Source organism: Actinoallomurus bryophytorum (genome assembly GCF_006716425.1).
In the GTDB taxonomy this organism is placed as follows: Bacteria; Actinomycetota; Actinomycetes; order Streptosporangiales; family Streptosporangiaceae; genus Actinoallomurus; species Actinoallomurus bryophytorum.
In genome coordinates this window covers 491,542-511,587 of sequence record NZ_VFOZ01000002.1, presented here as the reverse complement: position 1 = coordinate 511,587, position 20,046 = coordinate 491,542, and the positions used below count along the sequence as shown (strand labels likewise).

14 protein-coding genes are annotated in these 20,046 nt (G+C 68.2%); 6 read left to right on the top strand and 8 right to left on the bottom strand.

Features of this window, described 5'->3' with window-relative positions; all coding sequences use genetic code 11:
• Window positions 1–43 precede the first annotated feature (43 nt).
• Both FB559_RS38480 and FB559_RS38475 read left to right on the top strand, forming a co-directional pair.
• A complete protein-coding gene (locus tag FB559_RS38480) occupies window positions 44–1,840 on the top strand; it encodes a helix-turn-helix domain-containing protein (protein ID WP_141962532.1) in 1,797 nt (598 codons plus the stop codon).
• A gap of 144 nt (window positions 1,841–1,984) precedes the next feature.
• The gene (locus FB559_RS38475; protein WP_141962531.1) at window positions 1,985–2,797 is read left to right on the top strand and encodes an SAM-dependent methyltransferase; all 813 of its coding nucleotides are present in this window, start codon (window positions 1,985–1,987) and stop codon (window positions 2,795–2,797) included.
• 87 nt (window positions 2,798–2,884) lie between these two features.
• Here FB559_RS38475 and FB559_RS38470 read toward each other — a convergent pair whose 3' ends face one another.
• The 6 genes from FB559_RS38470 to FB559_RS38450 are packed head-to-tail and all read right to left on the bottom strand — an operon-like array spanning window position 2,885 to window position 7,540.
• Complete coding sequence (locus tag FB559_RS38470) at window positions 2,885–3,283, bottom strand: SGNH/GDSL hydrolase family protein (protein ID WP_342781044.1); 399 nt, start codon at window positions 3,281–3,283, stop codon at window positions 2,885–2,887.
• Window positions 3,249–3,401, bottom strand: coding sequence for a hypothetical protein (locus tag FB559_RS44330; RefSeq protein ID WP_185792676.1), 153 nt, complete (start codon window positions 3,399–3,401; stop codon window positions 3,249–3,251). The genes FB559_RS38470 and FB559_RS44330 overlap by 35 nt, the downstream gene beginning before the upstream one ends.
• A complete protein-coding gene (locus FB559_RS38465; RefSeq protein WP_141962530.1) occupies window positions 3,398–4,441 on the bottom strand; it encodes a glycoside hydrolase family 10 protein in 1,044 nt (347 codons plus the stop codon). Before FB559_RS38465 ends, FB559_RS44330 begins: the two co-directional genes overlap by 4 nt.
• 29 nt (window positions 4,442–4,470) lie before the next feature.
• Window positions 4,471–5,283, bottom strand: coding sequence for a carbohydrate ABC transporter permease (locus FB559_RS38460; protein ID WP_141962529.1), 813 nt, complete (start codon window positions 5,281–5,283; stop codon window positions 4,471–4,473).
• Complete coding sequence (locus FB559_RS38455; RefSeq protein ID WP_246122775.1) at window positions 5,280–6,254, bottom strand: carbohydrate ABC transporter permease; 975 nt, start codon at window positions 6,252–6,254, stop codon at window positions 5,280–5,282. Before FB559_RS38455 ends, FB559_RS38460 begins: the two co-directional genes overlap by 4 nt.
• Entirely contained in the window at window positions 6,251–7,540 is a 1,290-nt protein-coding gene (locus FB559_RS38450) for an extracellular solute-binding protein (RefSeq protein ID WP_141962528.1), read from the bottom strand. The genes FB559_RS38455 and FB559_RS38450 overlap by 4 nt, the downstream gene beginning before the upstream one ends.
• A 239-nt stretch (window positions 7,541–7,779) precedes the next feature.
• Here FB559_RS38450 and FB559_RS38445 point away from each other — a divergent pair, with 239 nt between their 5' ends.
• The 4 genes from FB559_RS38445 to FB559_RS38430 all read left to right on the top strand — a co-directional run bounded on the left by FB559_RS38445 (window position 7,780) and on the right by FB559_RS38430 (window position 15,159).
• The gene (locus FB559_RS38445) at window positions 7,780–10,086 is read left to right on the top strand and encodes a glycoside hydrolase family 3 N-terminal domain-containing protein (RefSeq protein ID WP_185792675.1); all 2,307 of its coding nucleotides are present in this window, start codon (window positions 7,780–7,782) and stop codon (window positions 10,084–10,086) included.
• A complete protein-coding gene (locus tag FB559_RS38440; protein ID WP_221640649.1) occupies window positions 10,080–11,570 on the top strand; it encodes a glycoside hydrolase family 43 protein in 1,491 nt (496 codons plus the stop codon). Before FB559_RS38445 ends, FB559_RS38440 begins: the two co-directional genes overlap by 7 nt.
• Window positions 11,571–12,241: 671 nt before the next feature.
• Complete coding sequence (locus FB559_RS38435; RefSeq protein WP_221640648.1) at window positions 12,242–13,714, top strand: endo-1,4-beta-xylanase; 1,473 nt, start codon at window positions 12,242–12,244, stop codon at window positions 13,712–13,714.
• A 17-nt stretch (window positions 13,715–13,731) separates the two neighbouring features.
• Window positions 13,732–15,159: a non-reducing end alpha-L-arabinofuranosidase family hydrolase gene (locus tag FB559_RS38430; RefSeq protein WP_141962527.1), complete on the top strand. Its 1,428-nt coding sequence runs from the start codon at window positions 13,732–13,734 to the stop codon at window positions 15,157–15,159.
• Between the two features lie 144 nt (window positions 15,160–15,303).
• Here the strand turns inward: FB559_RS38430 and FB559_RS38425 are convergent, their stop codons facing one another.
• Window positions 15,304–17,517: a lamin tail domain-containing protein gene (locus tag FB559_RS38425; RefSeq protein ID WP_141962526.1), complete on the bottom strand. Its 2,214-nt coding sequence runs from the start codon at window positions 17,515–17,517 to the stop codon at window positions 15,304–15,306.
• 43 nt (window positions 17,518–17,560) lie between these two features.
• Entirely contained in the window at window positions 17,561–19,837 is a 2,277-nt protein-coding gene (locus FB559_RS38420; RefSeq protein ID WP_185792674.1) for a glycoside hydrolase family 31 protein, read from the bottom strand.
• Between the last annotated feature and the right edge of the window lie 209 nt (window positions 19,838–20,046).

Below are 20,046 nucleotides of genomic sequence, written 5' to 3'. Positions count from 1 at the left end.
CTAGCGCCGATTCGGTAGGTCTTTCTTCCACCCGATGCTGAGAATGGACGGCACTGTGGCCGGCGACCTCGATGGCGAGGCGGAGCACTCGCTTGTACGCCGACAGCGCGAACTCGCGTCGTTGTACGCCACCGCCAGGTCGCTCACCGCGCTGGGCGAGCTCGACGACGTACTGCAGTCGATCGTCCGTAACGCCCACGATCTGATCGGCACGGACTTCACCTACCTTTCGCTGATCGGCGCGGACGGCAGACTGTCGGCCAGAGCGTCAGAGGGGACGATCTCCGCCTCTTTCCTCGCGGCGTCCGTACCGGCCGAGATAGGGGTGGGCGGCAAGGTGCTGGCATCCCAGAGCCCGTACTGGGTGCGCAACTACTTCGCCGCGCCCCTTATCGACCACGATCCGGACTTCGACCGCCTGGCCGCGACCGAGGCACTCGTCGCGCTTCTCGGGGTGCCACTGGTCATACGAGGTGAAGCGGTGGGCGCCCTGTTCGTCGCGGACCGCGCCGAGCGATCCTTCCACGCCGATGAGATCGCGCTGCTGAGCGCATTCGCCGATCATGCCGCGGTCGCCCTCGACAATGCCCGTCTTTATGAGGAGAGCCGGACCGCCCTGCAGGAGCTGCGGATCGCGTACCGGAAGATCGAGGAACACATGGCCGTCGTGGAGCGGGCGCAGGCGATCCACGAAGCCTTGACCGGGGTCGTGCTGGCGGGCGGGACACCAGGCGATGTCACGCAGCTTCTCGCCGATCGACTGGGTGGAAGCGTCACCTTCCTCGACCGGGCCGGTGCCGCTCTGGTCAGCCGAGACTCGGCGTCCAGTCCGTGCCGGACTCCATCGGAGATAGATCTGGCCGATGCGGTCAGGAACGCACACCGGCCGGGCCGCTGTACGACCACGGTCGACGCCGCCGGAGTCGCCTGCAGTGTGGCTTCGATCCAGGCAGGCGATGGTGACCTCGGCGCACTCGCGTGGAGCCGAGAGGCGGTCGCCGACCACGACGCCTCGCACGACATCGACTTGCGAACCCTCGAGTGGGCCACTCACATCCTGGGGCTGCTCGTCCTCAAGGAGCGGGCCGTCGCCGAGGCCGGCGAGCGACTGAGCGGAGAGCTCCTGACCGAGCTCATGCTCGGCAGCCCCGGGATCAGCCCGGCCCAGCGCGCCCGCACCCGGGCCCGCAACATCGACTCAGACCGCCTGGACCTGGTCCTCGTCGCGGACTCCTCCACGGTGTCGTCGACCGAGCTCGCGCGCCACCTGCACGACATCGCCCGGGACCGCTCCGGACTGGCCGGTGAACATCTGGGCAGGGCCACGATGATCCTCCACAGCGCCGACGACGACCAGGCCGTCGGCGAGGTCCACCATCGACTGCGTCGTACGGTGGGCGGCCCTGTCGTGGTCGCCGGAGAACGGGTGGTCGATCACGACTGGTCACGCGCTTTCTCCCTGGCCGGTCGCTGTGCCGCCGTGATGCGAGCGATCGGACACACCGACCTCGGCGCCACGACGGGTCGGTACGCGCTCTACGCCATGATCTTCGACACCGGACGGGTCCACGAGCTCGACCGTTTCATCTCCGATTCCCTGGGCCCGCTTCTCGACTACGACCGGCGACGTGGCACCGATCTCGTCGACACCCTCGGCGCCTACTACGACCACCGCGCCAATGTCGCGGCGACCGCTCGGGCTCTGCACGTGCACGTCAATACGCTGCTCAAGCGGCTGGATCGCGTCGGCGACATCCTCGGCCCGAACTGGCGCCACGAGAACGATCTGGAACTGCGACTCGTGCTCCGGCTGCACCGACTCAGCGCGATCGAGCCGTGACATGAGGCCTTCGTGAAGCTCCCGGGCGAGAATCTTCGCTCCTGCGGCACGGTCCAGAGCGGTTAGGATGATCCGGAGTTTTGTGGTCTCGGACAACAAAACGCGCGGAGATGGCTATTCCGGCGAATATCTACTGAGGTATCGATGAGCACTGGCAACGACGAGATCCCTTCGTTCGACGTCTCTAAGCCCTCACCAGCGCGGATGTATGACTTCTTCCTCGGAGGCAAGGACAACTTCCCGGCCGATCGCGAGGCCGGTGCCAAGGTCAACGCCGCCCTCGGTGACGTGATGACCCATGACATCGTGTGGGAGAACCGCCGGTTCCTGCAGCGCACCGTCCGTTATCTGACCGAGTCGGGGATCAAGCAGTTCATCGACCTCGGCACGGGTCTGCCGACGCAGGGAAACGTGCACGAGATCGCTCAGGACCTCGAGCCCGAGGCTCGCGTCGTCTACGTCGACAACGACCCGATCGTGCTCGCCCACGGCCGCGCCCTGCTGGCGACCAACGCCACCACCACCGTGATCACGGCCGACATACGCGATCCGGCCGCGATCCTGGACAACGTCGACCTGGGTGCGCTGATCGACTTCTCCCAGCCGGTGGCAGTGCTGTTCATGGCGATCTTCCATTTCATCCGCGACAGTGAGGATCCGGCCGGCATCCTCGCTGCCTTCCGCAAGCGTCTGGCGCCGGGCTCCTACCTCGCGCTGTCCCACCTCACCACGGACGGGCCGGACGCCGGCGAGGTCGATCAGGTCGTCGACGTCTACAAGAACGCCACGAGCCCGATCGTGTTCCGCCCACGGCAGGAGATCACCGGTCTCTTCGACGGCTTCGAGCTGACCGACCCCGGAATCACCCGTCCCTGGCAGTGGCGGCCCGAGTACGGTGTCAAGGGCCCGCAGACCGACTGGCTCCTCGGCGGCGTCGCCCGCCTCGACGGCGCCTGACCAGCCTTCCGTTTCGGGCGCGGCCTGCGGCGGCAGGCGTCGACCGCCGCCGTGACGTTGGGCGTGGTGGGGATGCCGCGGACTCCTTCACCGGTCCGGGCACCGGCTGAGCCGGTCATGCCGTGCCGGACCGGAGATGGGCGCCGAGCACAGGCGCGAAGCGCTCACCCATCCGCCGGTAGCCGGCGGCGTCGGGGTGCAGGCCGTCAGGGAGATCGATGGACCCGAAGAGTCCGGGGCCGTCGAGATAGTGGAGGTGCGTGGCCGCAGGGTGTCCCCGTTGACCACGTTGATGCCGAGCTTGAGGCTGATCAGGTCGGCCGGCCGGTCCCGGATCGTCCGTGCGGTGAAGTGGTCGACCATGGCGTTACCGGCCAGCCCGAGGTTGAGCAGATCCGCACCGGCCAGCCGGGCGGCCACCACCGGCCAGGTGCCCAGTGGGCCCTCGGCCTCACAGCAGTGGCTGATCGAACTCCCGTGGTGCACCCAGCGCGGCCGGACGGCGGGGTCGCACCCCCACCGTGGTGCGCTCCAGCTCCAGCGCTCCGCGGATCCGGACCGGACCGGACCGGACCGGACCGTCCAGCAGTGGCACCTCGGTCACGAGGAGAGGGCGTCGCGGATCGCGTCGTAGGCGGGCTTCGGCTGGAGGTTCTCGTCGTAGGGCAGGGCCGCGCCCTCCCCGGGGAAGAAGCCCGGGATCCAGGAGTACTTGTCGGTGTAGTCCCAGATCGTGATGCCCACGCAGCGCCGTACGGCCAGGCACGCCTTGGTGACGTCGGCGTACCAGGTGGCCTGGGTGGCCAGCTTGCCGGCGTCGGCCGGCAGGAGCATCCGGATGTCCAGCTCGGTGATGGCGGTGTCCACGCGGAGGCCGGCGAAGCGCCGCAGGTTGGCCTCCAGCGTCGCGGGATAGCCGTACTGCAGCGCGAGGTGGCCCTGCACGCCGACGCCGTCGATCGGCACGTGCCGGGCCTTGAGCGACTTGACCAGGTCGTAGTAGGCGTCGCTCTTCGGCCCGATGCCCTCGATGTTGTAGTCGTTGACGTAGAGCTTGGCGTGCGGGTCGGCCTCGTGCGCCCAGCGCAGCGCGTCGGCGATGTAACCGGGGCCGAGCGTGTTGTACCAGAGGGTCTCGCGGTACGTGCCGTCCTCGTTGAACGCCTCGTTGACCACGTCCCAGGAGTAGACCTTGCGGCGGTAGTGCCTGACCTCGGTGGTGATGTGCTTCTTCAGGATCGCCCGTAGCTGCTCGGCGGTCCATGTACCGGTGGTCAGCCAGTCCGGGAGCTGGCTGTGCCAGACGAGCGTGTGCGCCCGGACCAGCTGGTGGTGCCGGCGGGCGAAGTTCACGATCTGGTCCCCGTTCGTCCAGTCGAAGACGCCCTGCTGCGGCTCGGTGGCGTACCACTTCATCCCGTTGCCGGGGGTGATGGAGGTGAACTCGCTGCCGAGGATCTTGAGGTAGGCGGCGTCGCTGAACTCGGGGTTGTCGGTGGCCGATCCGAAGTACCTTCCGTGCTGCCGGGCGAGCTCGCCTAAGGTCTTGACCCGGTGGGCCGATGCGGTGCCAGTGGTCAGGCCGAGCGTGACCGTGGCGGCGGCGAGCACGGCGAGAAGTTTCCGTACGGGGCGATGCGACATGAGGCTCCTCCTGGATGGCCGGCTGGGGATCAGCCTTTGGTGGCGCCGGCGGTGAGACCGCCGATGAGCTGTCGTTCGGCGACGGAGTAGAAGGCGAGCGCGGGCACCATGGCCGCGACGACGTAGGCGAGGATGCGGGCGGTGTCGGCGGCGTACTGGCCCTGGAACTGCTGCACGCCGAGCGGGATCGTCCACCACTTCGGTTCGTTGAAGACCAGCAGGGGGAGGAGGTAGTTGTTCCAGGAGGTCACGATCGCCAGCACCGAGACCGTGCCCAGCGCCGGCCGGGCCATCGGCAGCAGGACCCGCCAGAAGAACCCGAAGGCACTGCAGCCGTCGATGATGGCGGCCTCCTCCAGCTCGGCCGGGATCGTACGGAAGAACCCGCGCAGCACGATGATGGTCAGCGGCAGCGCGAAGGCGGCCTGCGGCAGGATCACGCCGAGCGGGTTGTCCAGCAGGTCGAAGCTGCGGAGCAGCACGAACAGCGGCAGGATCGCCACCGCGAACGGGAACATCAGCCCGATCGTGAACAGCGTGAACACGACCTCGCGGCCGCGGAAGGCGAACCGGGCGAACACGAAGGCCGCCAGGGCCGACACCCCGACGGCGATGATCGTGGTGGCCACGGCGATCAACGTGCTGCTGAAGATCTGCCGCCAGAAGCCCGCCGAGCCGAGGACCGCGGTGTAGTTCGAGGTGACCCAGGGGGAGGGCAGCCCGAACATGTTGCCGGACAGCTGGGCGGTGCTCTTGAAGCCGGAGATCACGCCGTAGATGAGCGGGCCGACGACGAAGATCCCGACCACCCAGAGGATCGCGTGCTGAGAAAGCCGTCTCATCGCCTGGCTCGCATGTTCGTCACGGCTCCTTCGAGGTCCCGGCGCATCACGAAGCGCTGGTAGATGAGGGCGAAGACAAGGCTGATGCCGAGGATCGCGACGCTGATCGCGCTGGCGTAGCCGACCTCGAAACGCTTGAAACCGAACTGGAACATCGTGACCGCCATCGTCTCCGAGGCGTGGGTCGGGCCGCCTCGTGTGATCACCCAGACCAGGTCGAACAGCTGGATGGCCCCGATGACGGACAGGAAGACGCTGATCCGGATCGTCGGTCCGAGCAGCGGCAGGGTGACGTGCCGGAACCGCTGCCAGGCTCCGGCGCCGTCGATCGATGCCGCCTCCAGCACCTCGGTCGGGATTCCCTGCAGCCCGGCGAGATAGAGCATCATGTGGAAGCCGAAGTACTTCCAGGTGATCACCAGGAAGATCGTCACCAGCACGGTCGAGCCGTCGGCGAACCACTTCCCGCCGAGGCTCTGCAGCCCGACGGAGCCGAGCAGGTGGTCGGCCGGCCCGGCCCCGGGCTGCAGAAGCATGCTGAACAGGACGCCGGTGATCGCTTCGGACAGCACGTACGGGGCGAAGAACAGCAGGCGGTAGATCGCGCGGCCACGCAACTTCTGGTTGAGCAGCACGGCCATGGCCAGCGCGAACGGCAGCTGGATCCCGACGGAGAACAGGATCAGCAGGAACCCGCGCCAAAGATCGCCGAGAAAGACGCTGTCCTGGAACATCCGGGTGAAGTTGTCCAGCCCCACGAAGTCGGTCGGAGGCCCGAAGCCGCCCCACTTGAACATGCTGAGGTAGAGCGCCACGCCGATCGGGATCAGCACCAGCGAGCCGAACAGCACCAACGCGGGAAGCAGGAACGAGACGATCGTCGCCCACGTACGGAGGTTGCGACGTCCGCGTGACGGGGTGGGGGCGGACGCCGCCGCCACGTCCACGGGACGGGTGGCGGCGAGGGTCACTGGCTCTTCGCCGTCTGCGTGATCGCCTGGGCGACCTGCTGCGGTGTCTTCTTCCCCTCGACCAGCGCGGCGACGCTGTCGTTGACCTCCTGCCCCACGGCCGGCGGGAACGCCTGGTCCAAGAAGAGCTGGAAGCCGGTGGCACCGGCCAGCGACTTGGCGACCACCTGCTTGTTCGGGTCGGTCAGGGCGGACTCGGATCCGGCGACCACCGGCATCGCGGCACCGGAGGACACGAGCTTCTTGGCCTCGTCCAGGGAGGAGAAGAACTTGAGCACGTCGACGGCCTCTTTGGGCGCGCCCTTGCGGAGGGCGTGCGCGCCGCCGCCGCCGAACACCTCGGTGGCCACGCCCTGGCCGCCCTCGACCGTCGGGAACAGGAAGAAGCCGAGGTCCTTGCCGAGGCCCTTGCCGGTGGCCGCCTGGACGGAGGGCGCCCACTGGCCCATCAGCTCCATGCCCGCCTTGCCGTTGCCCATCGTGGCGGCCTCGCCCCCGGGCGCGTCGAATCCCGCCCCGAGGTATCCCTGCTGGAACGGCGAGAGCGCGGTCAGCTCCTTGAGGTGCTCGCCGGCCGCGACGAACGGAGGCCCGCTGAAGTCCTTGCTGGTCTCGGCCTGCTTGAGCGCCGCGATGCCGCCGACGCGCATGACCAGGTAGGCCCAGTAGTACATCTCGGGCCACTTGTCCTTGCCCGCGACGGCGATCGGAGTGATCCCGGCCGCCTTCAGCCTCTTCACCGCTTCGAGATAGTCCGTCCAGGTCGCGGGGGGCGTCGTGATCCCGGCCCTGCGGAACAGCGCCTTGTTGTACCAGAAGCCCACCATGCCGATGTCCCACGGAACCGCGTAGGTCTGCCCGCCGAACTGGTACGGCTGCAGCGAGAGCTTGCTTAAGGTCCCCGACCAGGGGGCGATGCCGGAGGTGAGGTTCTTGACCAGTCCCGCGTCGACCTGCTGCTTCAACACACCTCCACCCCAGGTGTGGAAGATGTCGGGCAGCTTCCCCGAGGCCGTGAGCGCGGTCATCTTGGACTTGTACGCCTCGTTCTCGAGGGTGACGAGCTTGAGCGTGACGTTGGGGTTCTGAGCCATGAACGTCTTGGCCGCGTTCGCGAACTGGGTCTTCGCCGGCTCGGTGGTCGAGATGTTCCACCACTCGACGGTGACCTTGCCGTTCGAGGATTTCTTGCTGCTGCCGCCACAGGCGCTGAGGAGCGGCGCGGTGAGGCCGGCCGTTGCCGTCGCGGACAGGAAGGTGCGGCGCGAGAGGGATTGCTCGCCCATCGGATCTCCTCAGAATGGATGAACGGCAGCGATACATTTCGAAAAGTATCGAAAACTATGCCGTGCTGCCGTACTCTAAAAGCGTGGTAAAGGAGGGTCAACACCTCCACCGACTTTTCTCGCCGGGCCTGCTTTTCCAGGAGGTCAAGCCAGCTTCTAGACAGTTCGAAAGTTTGCGATATCGTTCGAAGCCGTCGGCCTGATCCTTTCGAGACCCAGAGACGGGAGAGCGATCCCCCATGGCCGAAGCACTCCAGCAGGACCTGACAGGAATCTGGCGGGACCCGGTGCAGCCGGCCGCCGTACGGGCCGCGGACCTGATGACCCGGATGACGGTGGCGGAGAAGATCGGCCAGTTGGCATCGTTCTGGGCCGAGTCGGCGCGCCCCGGAGAGCAGGTGGCGCCGCAGCCGGACGACCTCGGCGATCCGCCGCCTTTGGAGGGCATGCTGACCAACGGTCTGGGCCAGCTCACCCGGGTCTTCGGCACCGCGCCGATCAGCCCGGCCGACGGGGCCGCCCGGCTGCGCGAGCTGCAGCAGCAGGTGGCCGCGGGCAATCGGTTCGGCATCCCGGCGATCGCGCACGAGGAGTGCCTCACCGGGCTGATGACGTGGACCGCGACCCTCTTCCCCTCGCCGCCGGCCTGGGGCGCCACCTTCGACCAGGGCCTCGTCGAGGAGATGGCCGGTTTCATCGGCACCACGATGCGGCGGCTCGGCCTGCACCAGGGCCTGGCGCCGGTGCTCGACGTGGTGCGGGACTACCGCTGGGGCCGTACGGAGGAGGCGATCGGCGAGGATCCTCAGCTCGTCGGCGTGATCGGCGCGGCCTACGCCCGTGGGCTCGAACGCTCGGGGATCGTCGCCACACTGAAGCACTTCGCCGGTTACGCGTCCTCGCGGGCCGGTCGCAACATGGCCCCGGCCGCGCTCGGCGCGCGCGAGTTCGCCGACATCGTGGCCGAGCCGTTCGTCATGGCGCTGCGGGAGAGCGGGGCCCGCGCCGTGATGCCGTCCTACGCCGACGTGGACGGGATCCCCGCGCACTCCGACGCCGCGCTGCTCACCGGGCTGCTGCGCGAGCGGCTCGGTTTCACCGGCGTGGTCGTCGCCGACTACTACGGCATCTCGTTGCTGGAGGGTATGCACGCGGTCGCCGGGTCCCAGGCCGAGGCCGCCGCGCTCGCGCTGCACGCCGGCGTGGACGTCGAGCTGCCCACCACCCGCTGCTACGGCGAGCCCCTGACCGCCCTGGTGGAGTCCGGCGAGGTGCCGATGGAGCTCCTGGACCGGTCGGTACGGCGGGTCCTCACGCTGAAGGCCGAACTCGGCCTGCTGGACGAGGGAGTTCCGGAACCAGAGGAGGAGGAGGTGGAGCTCGACCCGCCCGCCGGCCGGGATCTGGCCCGGCGGATCGCCGAGGAGTCGGTGGTGCTGCTCGCCAACGACGGCACCCTGCCGCTGCGCGCCGCCCGGGTCGCGCTGACCGGTCCGCTGGCCGACGAGCCGCGTGCCATGCTCGGCTGCTACTCCTTCCCCAACCACGTGGGCACGCGGCGCCCGGACCTGCCCATCGGCGTACGGATCCCCTCACTGGCCGGGGCGCTGGGCGCCGAGCTGCCCGGGCTCACCGTGGCGGCCGGCACCGACGTCCTGGTCACCGACGAGGACATCGCGGGCGCGGTGGCCGCAGCTCGCGAGGCCGACGTCTGCGTGCTGGCGCTCGGCGACCGGGCCGGACTGTTCGGCCGTGGCACCTCGGGCGAGGGCTGCGACGCGACGACCCTCGAGCTGCCCGGGCGGCAGGCCGAACTGGCCCACGCCGTGCTGGCCACCGGAACGCCGACCGTGGTCGTACTGGTCACCGGCCGGCCGTACGCGCTCGGTGGCATCGCCGGACGGGCCGCGGCGATCGTCCAGACGTTCTTCCCCGGCGAAGAGGGCGCGCCGGCGATCGCCGGGGTGCTCACCGGACGGGTCACGCCCTCCGGGCGGTTGCCGCTCAGCATGCCGGGGGACGCCGGCGGTCAGCCTGGCACGTACCTGCAACCGCCCGCCGGGCTGGGCTCGCAGTGGAGCGCGGTGGACGCGGCGCCGCTGTTCCCCTTCGGCCACGGGCTGACCTGGACCACCTTCGACTACTCCGAGCTGACGGTGTCCACGGGCGCGTCTACCGACGGGACCATCACGGTCGCCGCGACCGTACGCAACACCGGTGAGCACGCCGCGACCGAGGTCGTGCAGCTCTACCTCTCCGACCCGGTCGCCTCGGTCGTACGGCCGCTTCGCTGGCTGGCCGGCTGGGCACGGGTCGCGCTGGAGCCCGGACAGGCCGCCCGGGTGGAGTTCGCCGTGCACGCCGACCGCACCTCGTTCACGGGTCGCGACCTGAGACGCATCGTCGAGCCGGGGGAGATCGTGGTCGGCGTGGGCCGGTCCAGCGCCGACCTTCCGCTGCGCGGGTCGACCACCCTGGAGGGCCCGGTCCGCGAGCTCGGCACCGACCGGGTGCTGACCGTACCCGTGGAGATCACGCCGTGCTGACCGAGTTCCGCAACCCGATCCTGCCCGGCTCACACCCCGACCCGTCGATCTGCCGGGTCGGGCCGGACTTCTACCTGGTCACCTCCAGCTTCGAATGGTTCCCCGGGCTGCCCGTGTTCCACAGCCGCGACCTCGTGCACTGGCGACCGCTCGGCCATGTGCTGGACCGGCCCGAACAGCTGCCGCTGGACGGCGTCCGTGCCTCCGGCGGCCTGTACGCCCCCACGATCCGGCACCACGACGGCACCTACTACGTCGTCTGCACACTGATGTACGGGACCGCGGAGACCGGCAACTTCATCGCGACGGCCACCGACCCGGCCGGGCCCTGGTCGGCGCCGCACTGGCTGGGCGAGCCGTCGAGCTTCGACCCGTCGCTGCTGTTCGACGACGGCCGAGTCTGGTTCCACGCCACCCGGCCGGCGGACGCCTCCGGGCACACCGAGGTCTGGCTACGAGAGCTGGACCTGGCCACACTGACGCTCGTCGGTCCCGAGCACGTCATCTGGAACGGAGCGCTCCGGGACGCGACCTGGGCCGAGGGACCGCACCTCTACCGGATCGGCGAGTCCTATCACCTGCTCGCCGCCGAGGGCGGGACCGCCCTCGACCACGCGGTCAGCGTCGCCCGCTCGGCCGACGTCACCGGGCCGTACGAGGGGAACCCGCGCAACCCGGTGCTCACCCACCGCCATCTCGGCGCGGACCATCCGATCGGCTCCACGGGCCACGCCGACCTGATCCAGACCGCCGACGGCGACTGGTGGGCGGTGCTGCTGGCCATCAGACCTGGTCTCAACCTGGGCCGGGAGACCTTCCTGACCCCCGTCGGCTGGGCGGACGGCTGGCCGGTCATCCCCGGCGTACGGGAGGCGGAGACACGTCCCGCCCTGCCCGAACACCGCTGGCCCGCCGAGTCCGCCTGCGACACCTTCGACGAACCCGGACTCCGCCCGTGCTGGAACCAGCTCCGCACGCCGCGCGAGCGGTTCTGGGACCTGACGCCCGGCCGGCTCAGGCTGCGCCTGCGACCCGAGACCCTGACCGAACGCGCCTGCCCGAGTCTGATCGCCCGGCGCCAGCAGCACGCGCACTTCGCCGCGTACACCGCCCTGGACTTCACGCCCGCGTCCGGCAACGAATGCGCCGGCCTGGTCCTGCTGCAGAACGACGCGTTCCAGCTCCGGTGTGAGATCTCGCTCGGCACGGCCCGGCTGATACGTCGCGCCGAAGGGACCGACGAGCTCCTCGCCGACCGGCCGATCGCGGGTGGCCGCATCCGGATCGGTGTCGAGGCCCACGACCAGGAGTACCGGTTCCGTCTGGACGGCGCGGAGTTCGGCGCACCGGCCGACGGCCGTGTCCTGGGCCACGAGCCGGCGGGGTCGTTCACCGGCGCCTACCTCGGCATGTACGCCAGCAGCAACGGAGAGCCCAGCACGACCACCGCCGACTTCGCCTATTTCGAATACCGCGAACTCTAGGTGTATTGACCACAGAGGTCGGTGACGGCCGTTGGAGCCGTGGCCGGGCTGCACATCGGCCAGGGGTGGGTCTTTAGTAGGGGGTCGCCCACGGCCGCGTCGTCGTTGTCGCCACCGGCGCTCACGTTTGATCGGAGCGCCGGACGCGACCTCGGGCACCGTAGGCGGAATGTCATCGCTGACGATTCGGACGGTCGATTGAGGTCCTTTCTTCAGGGGGCCGGTCGAAGGTGGTGGTGCGCTGGAGCAAATATGAGCCGGAGAGGTCTGTCAAGCGCCCGATGCGTATCGTGAAAAACGCGACGGAGCCGACCCCGGCTCAGCTGGTGTTATCCGCGTGGACGCCTGGCCGGGCATGAAAACTTTCATGGCGCCCTTTGCTCGGTAAGAGATCATCGAAAGTTTTCGGTGGCGTACCCGCCCATTAGAGGGAGGAGATGACGTACGCGAATCATGATCATTACTCGAAATGTTTTCGAAAGTCTTGACACGTTTTACAGGTGTTACTCACACTGAGGCCCCGAGGCGGTTGGGCCTGCCAGGCGTGGCAAGGTCCACCGACTGGCGATGCCTTGGTGGTGTGCGTTCCCGGTAAAGGGACGCGGCGTCGATTCCGCGGGGTTTCCCCGCGCTTCCGACAATTCCCGCGCTTCAGTTATGGAGGCTCAGGAGTGAGCACCAAAGAAACACTCTCGCCCAGAACCCGACCATCCGTCAGCCGTTTCCGCCGGGCCCTGGTCGCCCTCGCCCTCGGCGCCGTCGGGGCGACGACCGTCGCACTGGCGGTGGCGGTTCCTTCCAACGCCGCGGCGAGCACGCTCGGCGCGGCGGCCGCGCAGAGCGGGCGGTACTTCGGCACCGCCATCGCCTCCGGCCGGCTCGGCGACTCGGCGTACACCACGATCGCGGGCCGCGAGTTCAACATGGTGACGCCCGAGAACGAGATGAAGATCGACGCCACCGAGCCCCAGCAGGGCCAGTTCAACTTCAGCGGCGGCGACCAGGTCTACAACTGGGCCGTGCAGCACGGAATGCGGGTCCGCGGCCACACCCTGGCCTGGCACTCCCAGCAGCCCGGCTGGATGCAGAGCCTCAGCGGCAGCGCGCTGCGCCAGGCGATGATCAACCACATCAACGGCGTGATGGCCCACTACAAGGGCAAGCTCGCCTACTGGGACGTGGTGAACGAGGCCTTCGCCGACGGCGGTTCCGGAGGCCGGCGCGACTCGAACCTGCAGCGGACCGGCAACGACTGGATCGAGGTCGCCTTCCGCACCGCGCGGGCGGCCGACCCGAACGTCAAGCTCTGCTACAACGACTACAACATCGAGAACTGGAGCGCCGCCAAGACCCAGGGCGTCTACAACATGGTCAAGGACTTCAAGTCCCGCGGCGTCCCGATCGACTGCGTCGGCTTCCAGTCCCACTTCAACAGCGGCAGTCCGTACACCAGCAACTTCCGCACCACCCTGCAGAGCTTCGCCGCCCTCGGCGTCGACGTGGCCATCACCGAGCTGGACGTCCAGGGGGCCTCGGCCACGACCTACGCCAACGTGACCAACGACTGCCTGGCCGTCTCGCGCTGCGTCGGCATGACGGTGTGGGGCGTACGGGACAGCGACTCCTGGCGGTCCGGCGACACGCCGCTCCTCTTCGACGGCAACGGCAACAAGAAGTCCGCCTACACCTCCGTGCTCAACGCCCTCAACGCCGGCGGGTCATCCTCCACGCCGACTCCGACCCCGACCCCGACCCCGACCGAAGGCACCGGACCGATCAAGGGCGTCGCCTCCGGCCGCTGCCTGGACGTGCCGAACGCGAGCACGACCGATGGCATTCAGGTGCAGTTGTGGGACTGCAACGGCAACAGCAACCAGCAGTGGGCCGCCACCTCCGCCAGTGAGCTCCAGGTGTACGGCAACAAGTGCCTGGACGCCGCCGGCACCGGCAACGGCGTCAAGGTGCAGATCTACTCCTGTCACGGCGGCGACAACCAGAAATGGCGCGTCAACTCCGACGGAACCATCGTCGGCGTCCAGTCCGGACTGTGCCTGGACGCCGTCGGCCAGGGCACCGGCAACGGCACCCAGATCCAGCTGTACTCCTGCTCGGGCGGCAGCAACCAGAAGTGGTCCCGCAGTTGACCCGGGAAGAGGTCCCTATGTGCAGAGCACGTATCAGGAAGGGGCGCCGCGCGCTGACTTCGGCGCTGGCCACCGCCTCGGTCGTCCTCGCGGCCACCCTGATGGCCACCCCGGCTCGGGCCGACGTCACCGGTGCCCTGCGCGGCGTCGGTTCCAGCCGGTGTCTGGACGTGCTGGGTCAGAGCCAGACCGACGGCACCTACCTGCAGCTCTATGACTGCCATGGCGGCTCGAACCAGCAGTGGACCTCGACCAGCGGTGGCCAGCTGACCGTGTACGGCAGCAAGTGCCTGGATGTGCCGAACCACGCGACCGCCGCCGGCACCCGGGTGCAGATCTGGACCTGCAACGGTGGCAGCAACCAGCAGTGGCGCGTGAACTCCGACGGCACGGTGGTCGGCGTGGAGTCGGGGCTGTGCCTGGACGCGACAGGCGCCGGTACGGCCAACGGCACCGCGGTGGACCTCTGGAGTTGTAACGGAGGTTCCAACCAGCAGTGGACCGGCCTGTCGGGGGGCGGCAGCGGGGGCGGCGGCTCGACGTGCTCTCTTCCCTCGTCGTACCGCTGGACGTCGACGGGTGTGCTGGCGACGCCGAAGAACGGGTGGGTCTCGCTCAAGGACTTCACCAACGTCGTCTACAACGGCAAGCACCTGGTCTACGCGTCGAACGTGTCGGGGTCGTCGTACGGTTCGATGGCCTTCAGCCCGTTCACGAACTGGTCCGACATGGCCTCGGCCGGCCAGACCGGGATGAGTCAGGCCGCGGTGGCGCCCACGCTGTTCTACTTCGCGCCCAAGAACATCTGGGTGCTGGCGTACCAGTGGGGTGCGTGGCCCTTCATCTACCGGACGTCGAGTGACCCGACCAACCCGAACGGCTGGTCCTCACCGCAGGCGCTGTTCACCGGGAGCATCTCGGGTTCCGGTACCGGCCCGATCGACCAGACGCTGATCGGTGACGGTTCGAACATGTACCTGTTCTTCGCCGGCGACAACGGCAAGATCTACCGGGCGAGCATGCCGATCGGGAACTTCCCGGGAAACTTCGGCTCGTCGTACACGACGGTGATGAGCGACTCGACGGCCAACCTGTTCGAGGCCGTCCAGGTCTACAAGGTCCAGGGGCAGAACCAGTACCTGATGATCGTTGAGGCGATGGGTGCGAACGGGCGGTACTTCCGCTCGTTCACGGCCTCCAGCCTGAGCGGTTCGTGGACTCCGCAGGCCAGTAGCGAGAGCAACCCGTTCGCGGGCAAGGCGAACAGCGGAGCCTCCTGGACCAATGACATCAGCCACGGTGACCTGGTCCGCGGCAACCCCGACCAGACCATGACCATCGATCCCTGCAACCTTCAGCTCCTCTACCAGGGCAAGTCCCCCAGCGCCAGCGGTCCGTACGACCAACTGCCGTGGCGTCCGGGTCTGCTGACGCTGCAGCGCTAGCCCGCGTGATCCACGGTGATCGCGGGCCGGTGGCCGCCAGTGTGTAGGTGAGCCGGGTGCCCTTCCCGTAAAAGGAACCGACGGTGTCGAGCCGGTCTGGGAGCGCAGCGCACGGCTGCGCTCCCAGACGCTCGGATGCTGCGGTTAGGAGTGGTTCGACGCGCCTGGCGTCGCGGTGGAGGTGGCTGCGAAGTCGTCACAGCCGGAATCGGTGTCCCGCCCGTTCGGCTGCCGGATGATGCTCGAGCCCGGCGGGGCCGTGGACGGGGGAGCCGGTGCCGCGCAGTTCTCCACCAGCGCGTTGGTGGCGGTGCCCCAGCCGACGCTGTCGACCAGTGCTCCGCTCGTGTCGCGCAGACCGACCCCGCCGCCGGTGGCGGACAGGTTGCTCGTGAAGTTCTGCTGGGCCGGTGTCGCTCCGGTGTAGCCGGAGCCGGCGAGCAGGTAGTAGCCGCCTCCGGCAAGGGTGGTGCCTGCCGGGATGGTGGCCACGGTGCTCTCCGAGCCGCTCGACGAGGAGCGGTACACGACGGGCCAGCCGCTCAGATCGACCGGGGCGGTGCCGGCGTTGTACAGCTCGATGAACCGGTCGGAGGAGGCGGCGGTGGTGCTCGTCTGGACCTCGTTGACCTTGACCGGAAGCGCCACCCGTACGTCTTGCGTGAGCTTCAGTTTCTGCGTGGCGTGGCCGGGCCAGCGATAGGTCGCCCTGGCGGTCAGCGGGTCAATGGCCGGCGCTCGCGGTGCCACGACCTTGAACGTCGTCTTGACGGTATGCCCGCTTTTCACCGAGCCGGGCAGCTTGCCGGAGGTCCGGCTGACCTTCCACCCGTGCGGCGCGGACAGGGTCAGGTCCGGGTGCTGGGCCGGTGAGACGCCGGTGTCGGTGAACGAGACGGTCGCACTGACCCGCTGACCCGGTTCCAGGGTGGACAGGCCGGCGAGGTCCAGGGTCGTCGCCGGCGGAGCCGCCTTCGGGTCGTGCACGGGGGTGATCCGGTAAAGCGCGACCCCGTGCGGCGCGACGGTGGCGCTGATCGCGCCGGCCGTCTCGGTCTTGTCATGGGTCCACAGGTTGTTCAGCAGGTATCCGGTGGACCTGCCGGGTAGTCCGACCGCCGACGCGGTGGTGGACACGACCTGCGGCTTGGAGCCGGTGTTGAACAGGCCGACGATGGCGTCTCCGCCCGGCTCCGTCTTCGTGAACACCTGCTCGGTCGCGCCGTTCACGATGCGCTTCGCGCCGATGTTGTCCTGGTCGACGGCGATGACGTCGGTGTTCTTCAACAGACTCAGATCGTAGGAGTCGATGTTGGTCAGGTCCGGTCCCAGGACCCACGCCGATGAACCCAGCGACCACAGGCTCAGGACGGTCATCCGTTCACTGGGGGTCAGCCCGTCGACGGCGGCCCCGCCGCCGACCTCCATCGAGTCCAGGTCCTGATGCCAGCCGCGGCCGACGAAGGGACCGTAGTCCGCCGCGTAGTTGAAGCGCAGCTTCACGTTCGCCCAGCTCGTCAGGGCGGGGCTTACGGTGTTGTTCTCGATGTCGGGAGTGAACACCGTCTGCGTCGCCCACTTGGTCACGGTCGGGACGATTCCCATGTCCTGCGAGCCCTGTGTCGTATCGAAGGCGATGGGGCGGCCCGTCTGCTCCAATGCCTTGGACATGGCGATGACATCAGGTGCGTTGTCGTCCCGGATACCGTCGAACTTCAGGTAGTCGGCGCCCCACGAGGCGAATCTGTCCGCGATGGAGTCGTAGTACTCCTGCGCCCCCGGCTTCGTGAAGTCGATGCGGTACATCACCCCCTGGTTGTAGTTGTACTCGGTGAAGTACGGCGGGCCTTGCACGATGTCGTCGGCGTGGTAGGGAGTGCCCTTGATCGGGTCATTGTTTACCACTGCCTGCTTCGGGATCCCCGGGGTCAGATAAACGCCGAACTTCAGCCCCAGGCCGTGCACGTAGTCCGCGACCACCTTGAGGCCGTCCTCGCCGCCCGGGCCGGGCGGGAACTTGGCCGGATCGGTCACCCAGCGCCCGTACCCGTCAGTGTTCATTCCGGTCGTCTTCGGGTTGTCCGCCGGGTAGGTGTAGTAGAAGTCGTCAAGGTTGACGTATTGAAAGCCGGCCTTGGCCAGGCCGCTGCTCACCATCGCCTTGGCCTGTGCCTCGACCGTGGCGGCGGTCGGGTTCATCCTGAGGAAGCTCCAGCTGCTCCACCCCATCGCAGGCTGCAGCCCGGCGCCGTTGATGCCTCCCGGCTTCGCACCGGCCGGGGAGATTCCGGCCACGACGAGGGAAACAGCCAGGAGGAGAGCCGCGGCTGCGGCGCTCAGGACACGTGATCGATGCATGTCTTCCCTTCGGAGTGCGCGTAAGAGCTCTTCTGCCTGCCTGTCACGCCGCGCACCGCGGGGTGTCCGCCTTGACGTGCTTGCTGTGCGTGAGAGCGTTGAGAAGCATCGAGGTCTCGCCGGTGCCGAGCTTGATGAACATCGGCACGTCGGCGAGGGTGACGGGGTAGCCGGACAGGTCGGCCTGCCCGTTCACGACGCACTTGTGTCCGACGTCGTACCAGTTCCCGTCGGGGACGTGGATGTTCCGGCTGGTCGCGTCGGTGAGCACCGGTGCTGAGAGCAGTGAGTCGCCGAACAGCCACTCGTCGTTGACCGCGTAGGAGCGCTGGTCGCCGGGGTAGTTGAAGAAGATCGGCTTCATGATCGGCTCACCGTTGGCGACGGCGCGGCCGACCTGGCGCATCAGGTACGGCCACAGCCGCTCATGGAGCTGGATCGCGTCACGGTAGAGGTCGATCGTCTGCTGGTCGTACCGGGTGGGGTTGACCGATCCCATCATCAGCGGGGTCAGCGCCTCTGCCTGTGCCCAGCGTACGAGCACCGGTTTGGTGGGAGACGTGGGCGGGTCGGACCCGTCCGAGCCGCCGATCATGTCCATCTCGGTGAACGGGTAGCCGATCGTGGAGATGGCGAGCGCCTGGTGGGCGGCGGCCTGCAGGCCGTCCCAGTCGGAGGTCTTGTCGATCGCGTCGGTGGCGAAGCCGTAGCGCTGTGTGCCGGTCCAGGCGCTGGTGATCATGCCCTGGCCGGTGAGGTCGTACTGGTCGACGAAGTCCAGCCCGGCCTTCAGGTAGCCCTGCTTGCTCGTGCCCGCGTACGGCTGGCACCTCGGGTCGTAGATCTGAGTGTCGAACTTCCAGCCGTCGATCCCGTACTTCTTCGCGAGCGTGTCGATCTGGCCCTTCAGCCAGGCGCGGGCGGCGGGGTTCGCCAGGTCGACCAGTCCTGGGTTGTCGCTGGCGTCCCCACCGAACCAGGGGGTGGCGCAGGAGCTGTTCGATCCGGCCGGGATGGGATTACTTACCGCCTTGAGCAGGTAGCCCCGTTGGTCGAGGTACGGCCACAGGCTCGATGCGCGGTCCCCGTCGCGGTTGTCGTAGAAGGTGTCCCACAGGCCGAACTTGAAGCCCAGCCGGTGGATCTCGTCGGTCATCGCCTTCGGGTCGGGGAACTTGTCGGGCTGGTTGAAGGCGTGGTCCGCGTAGCCTGCCGCCCAGCCGTCGTCGAGTTCCACCAGGTGGCCGGGGAGACGATTCGCGACGAGGCTCTTGGCGTACGCCAAGAAGCTGGCCTGGTTCACGTCGAGGGCCAGGTCGCCCCAGCTGTTCCACATCGGGGTCTTGTACTCCGACGGGAGGGTGTCGCTCTTCTGCGGGTGCCCGGCGATCCCGATGTAGTCCTCGTAGACGTTCCGTGGTGTGGATTCGACGAACACCGTCGCGTCGTATTTCCGGGATTCGCCGACCGCGGCAGGGGCACCGACATCGCCGTCATTCGAGTGGGTGCTGTTGGTCACCAGCAGGCTGGCGAGGCCGTTGCCGCCCTGGTTGATCTGGACGTTCATGACATTGTCGGTGTCGACCCAGATCCCGGCCCCGGATCGGGTGAACCAGAACGGGTTGTGCACGAAGTAGGAGAACGGCCCGACCACATCGTCGTTCACCTGGCCGGAGCTCAGCGGCCAGGGCTGGTCGCTGTACGGCGCGCCCTGATCGTTCTCGACGATGCCTTCGCCGTACCAGTCACCGGCCGAGCCGAGCGCGTAGTCTCCGCCGACCGACGAAACCACCCGCGGCTCGTTGTCGACCTGCCAGTGGACCGCGTAACGATCCGTCTTCGGGGTCACGGTGTAGGTCACGCCGGCGCCAGGGTCGTTCGTCGCCAGGTGCAGGGTCAGCACTCCGCCCCGCCACCGGGCGGAGGTCACCTGAGTGGCCATGTAGGAGGTTCCCCCGGCGACGAATCGCACCGGGGCGGCCGTCGGGCCGCTGCCGGTCGTGGCCAGCACGGTCCGTCCATCGCGGACCGTGGTCACCTCGAAGGGGTGCTTGTCGATCACGACGCGGTAACCGGGGGCGCCGTTGGACGCCGGTTGGGTGAGCACCAGGGAGGCTCCCTGGTCGGCGAAACGGGTGGCGGCCTGCTTACCCGCAGGGGTGCCGAGCGGGTCGGCCGAGGCGGGCGTGGCCGCCGACAGGCCTGCCACGACATGCAGAGCGACACCTCCGATCAACATCGAGGTGGGCTTCGTACCGGCGTGCCGGTGTCTGCGGCCGGATGACCTGCGGATCTTCGAGGGTTCAGCCTGATGGCTCATGCTGCCGCTCCTCTCGCGCGGAGGCGAACGACGAAAGTGACCATTCGAGATCGAATGGCTGGAGATTAAGTCAGAACCGACCATTTGGACAAGGCCAAATTTGATCGAATGCTCGTTTTCTCGGTGACGCGTCGTCGATGAGCCGCGGTGCCGGAGGCCCTGTGCACCGCGCGTGCTCAGCTGGACGGGCCGTTATCGTGGCCGTGTAC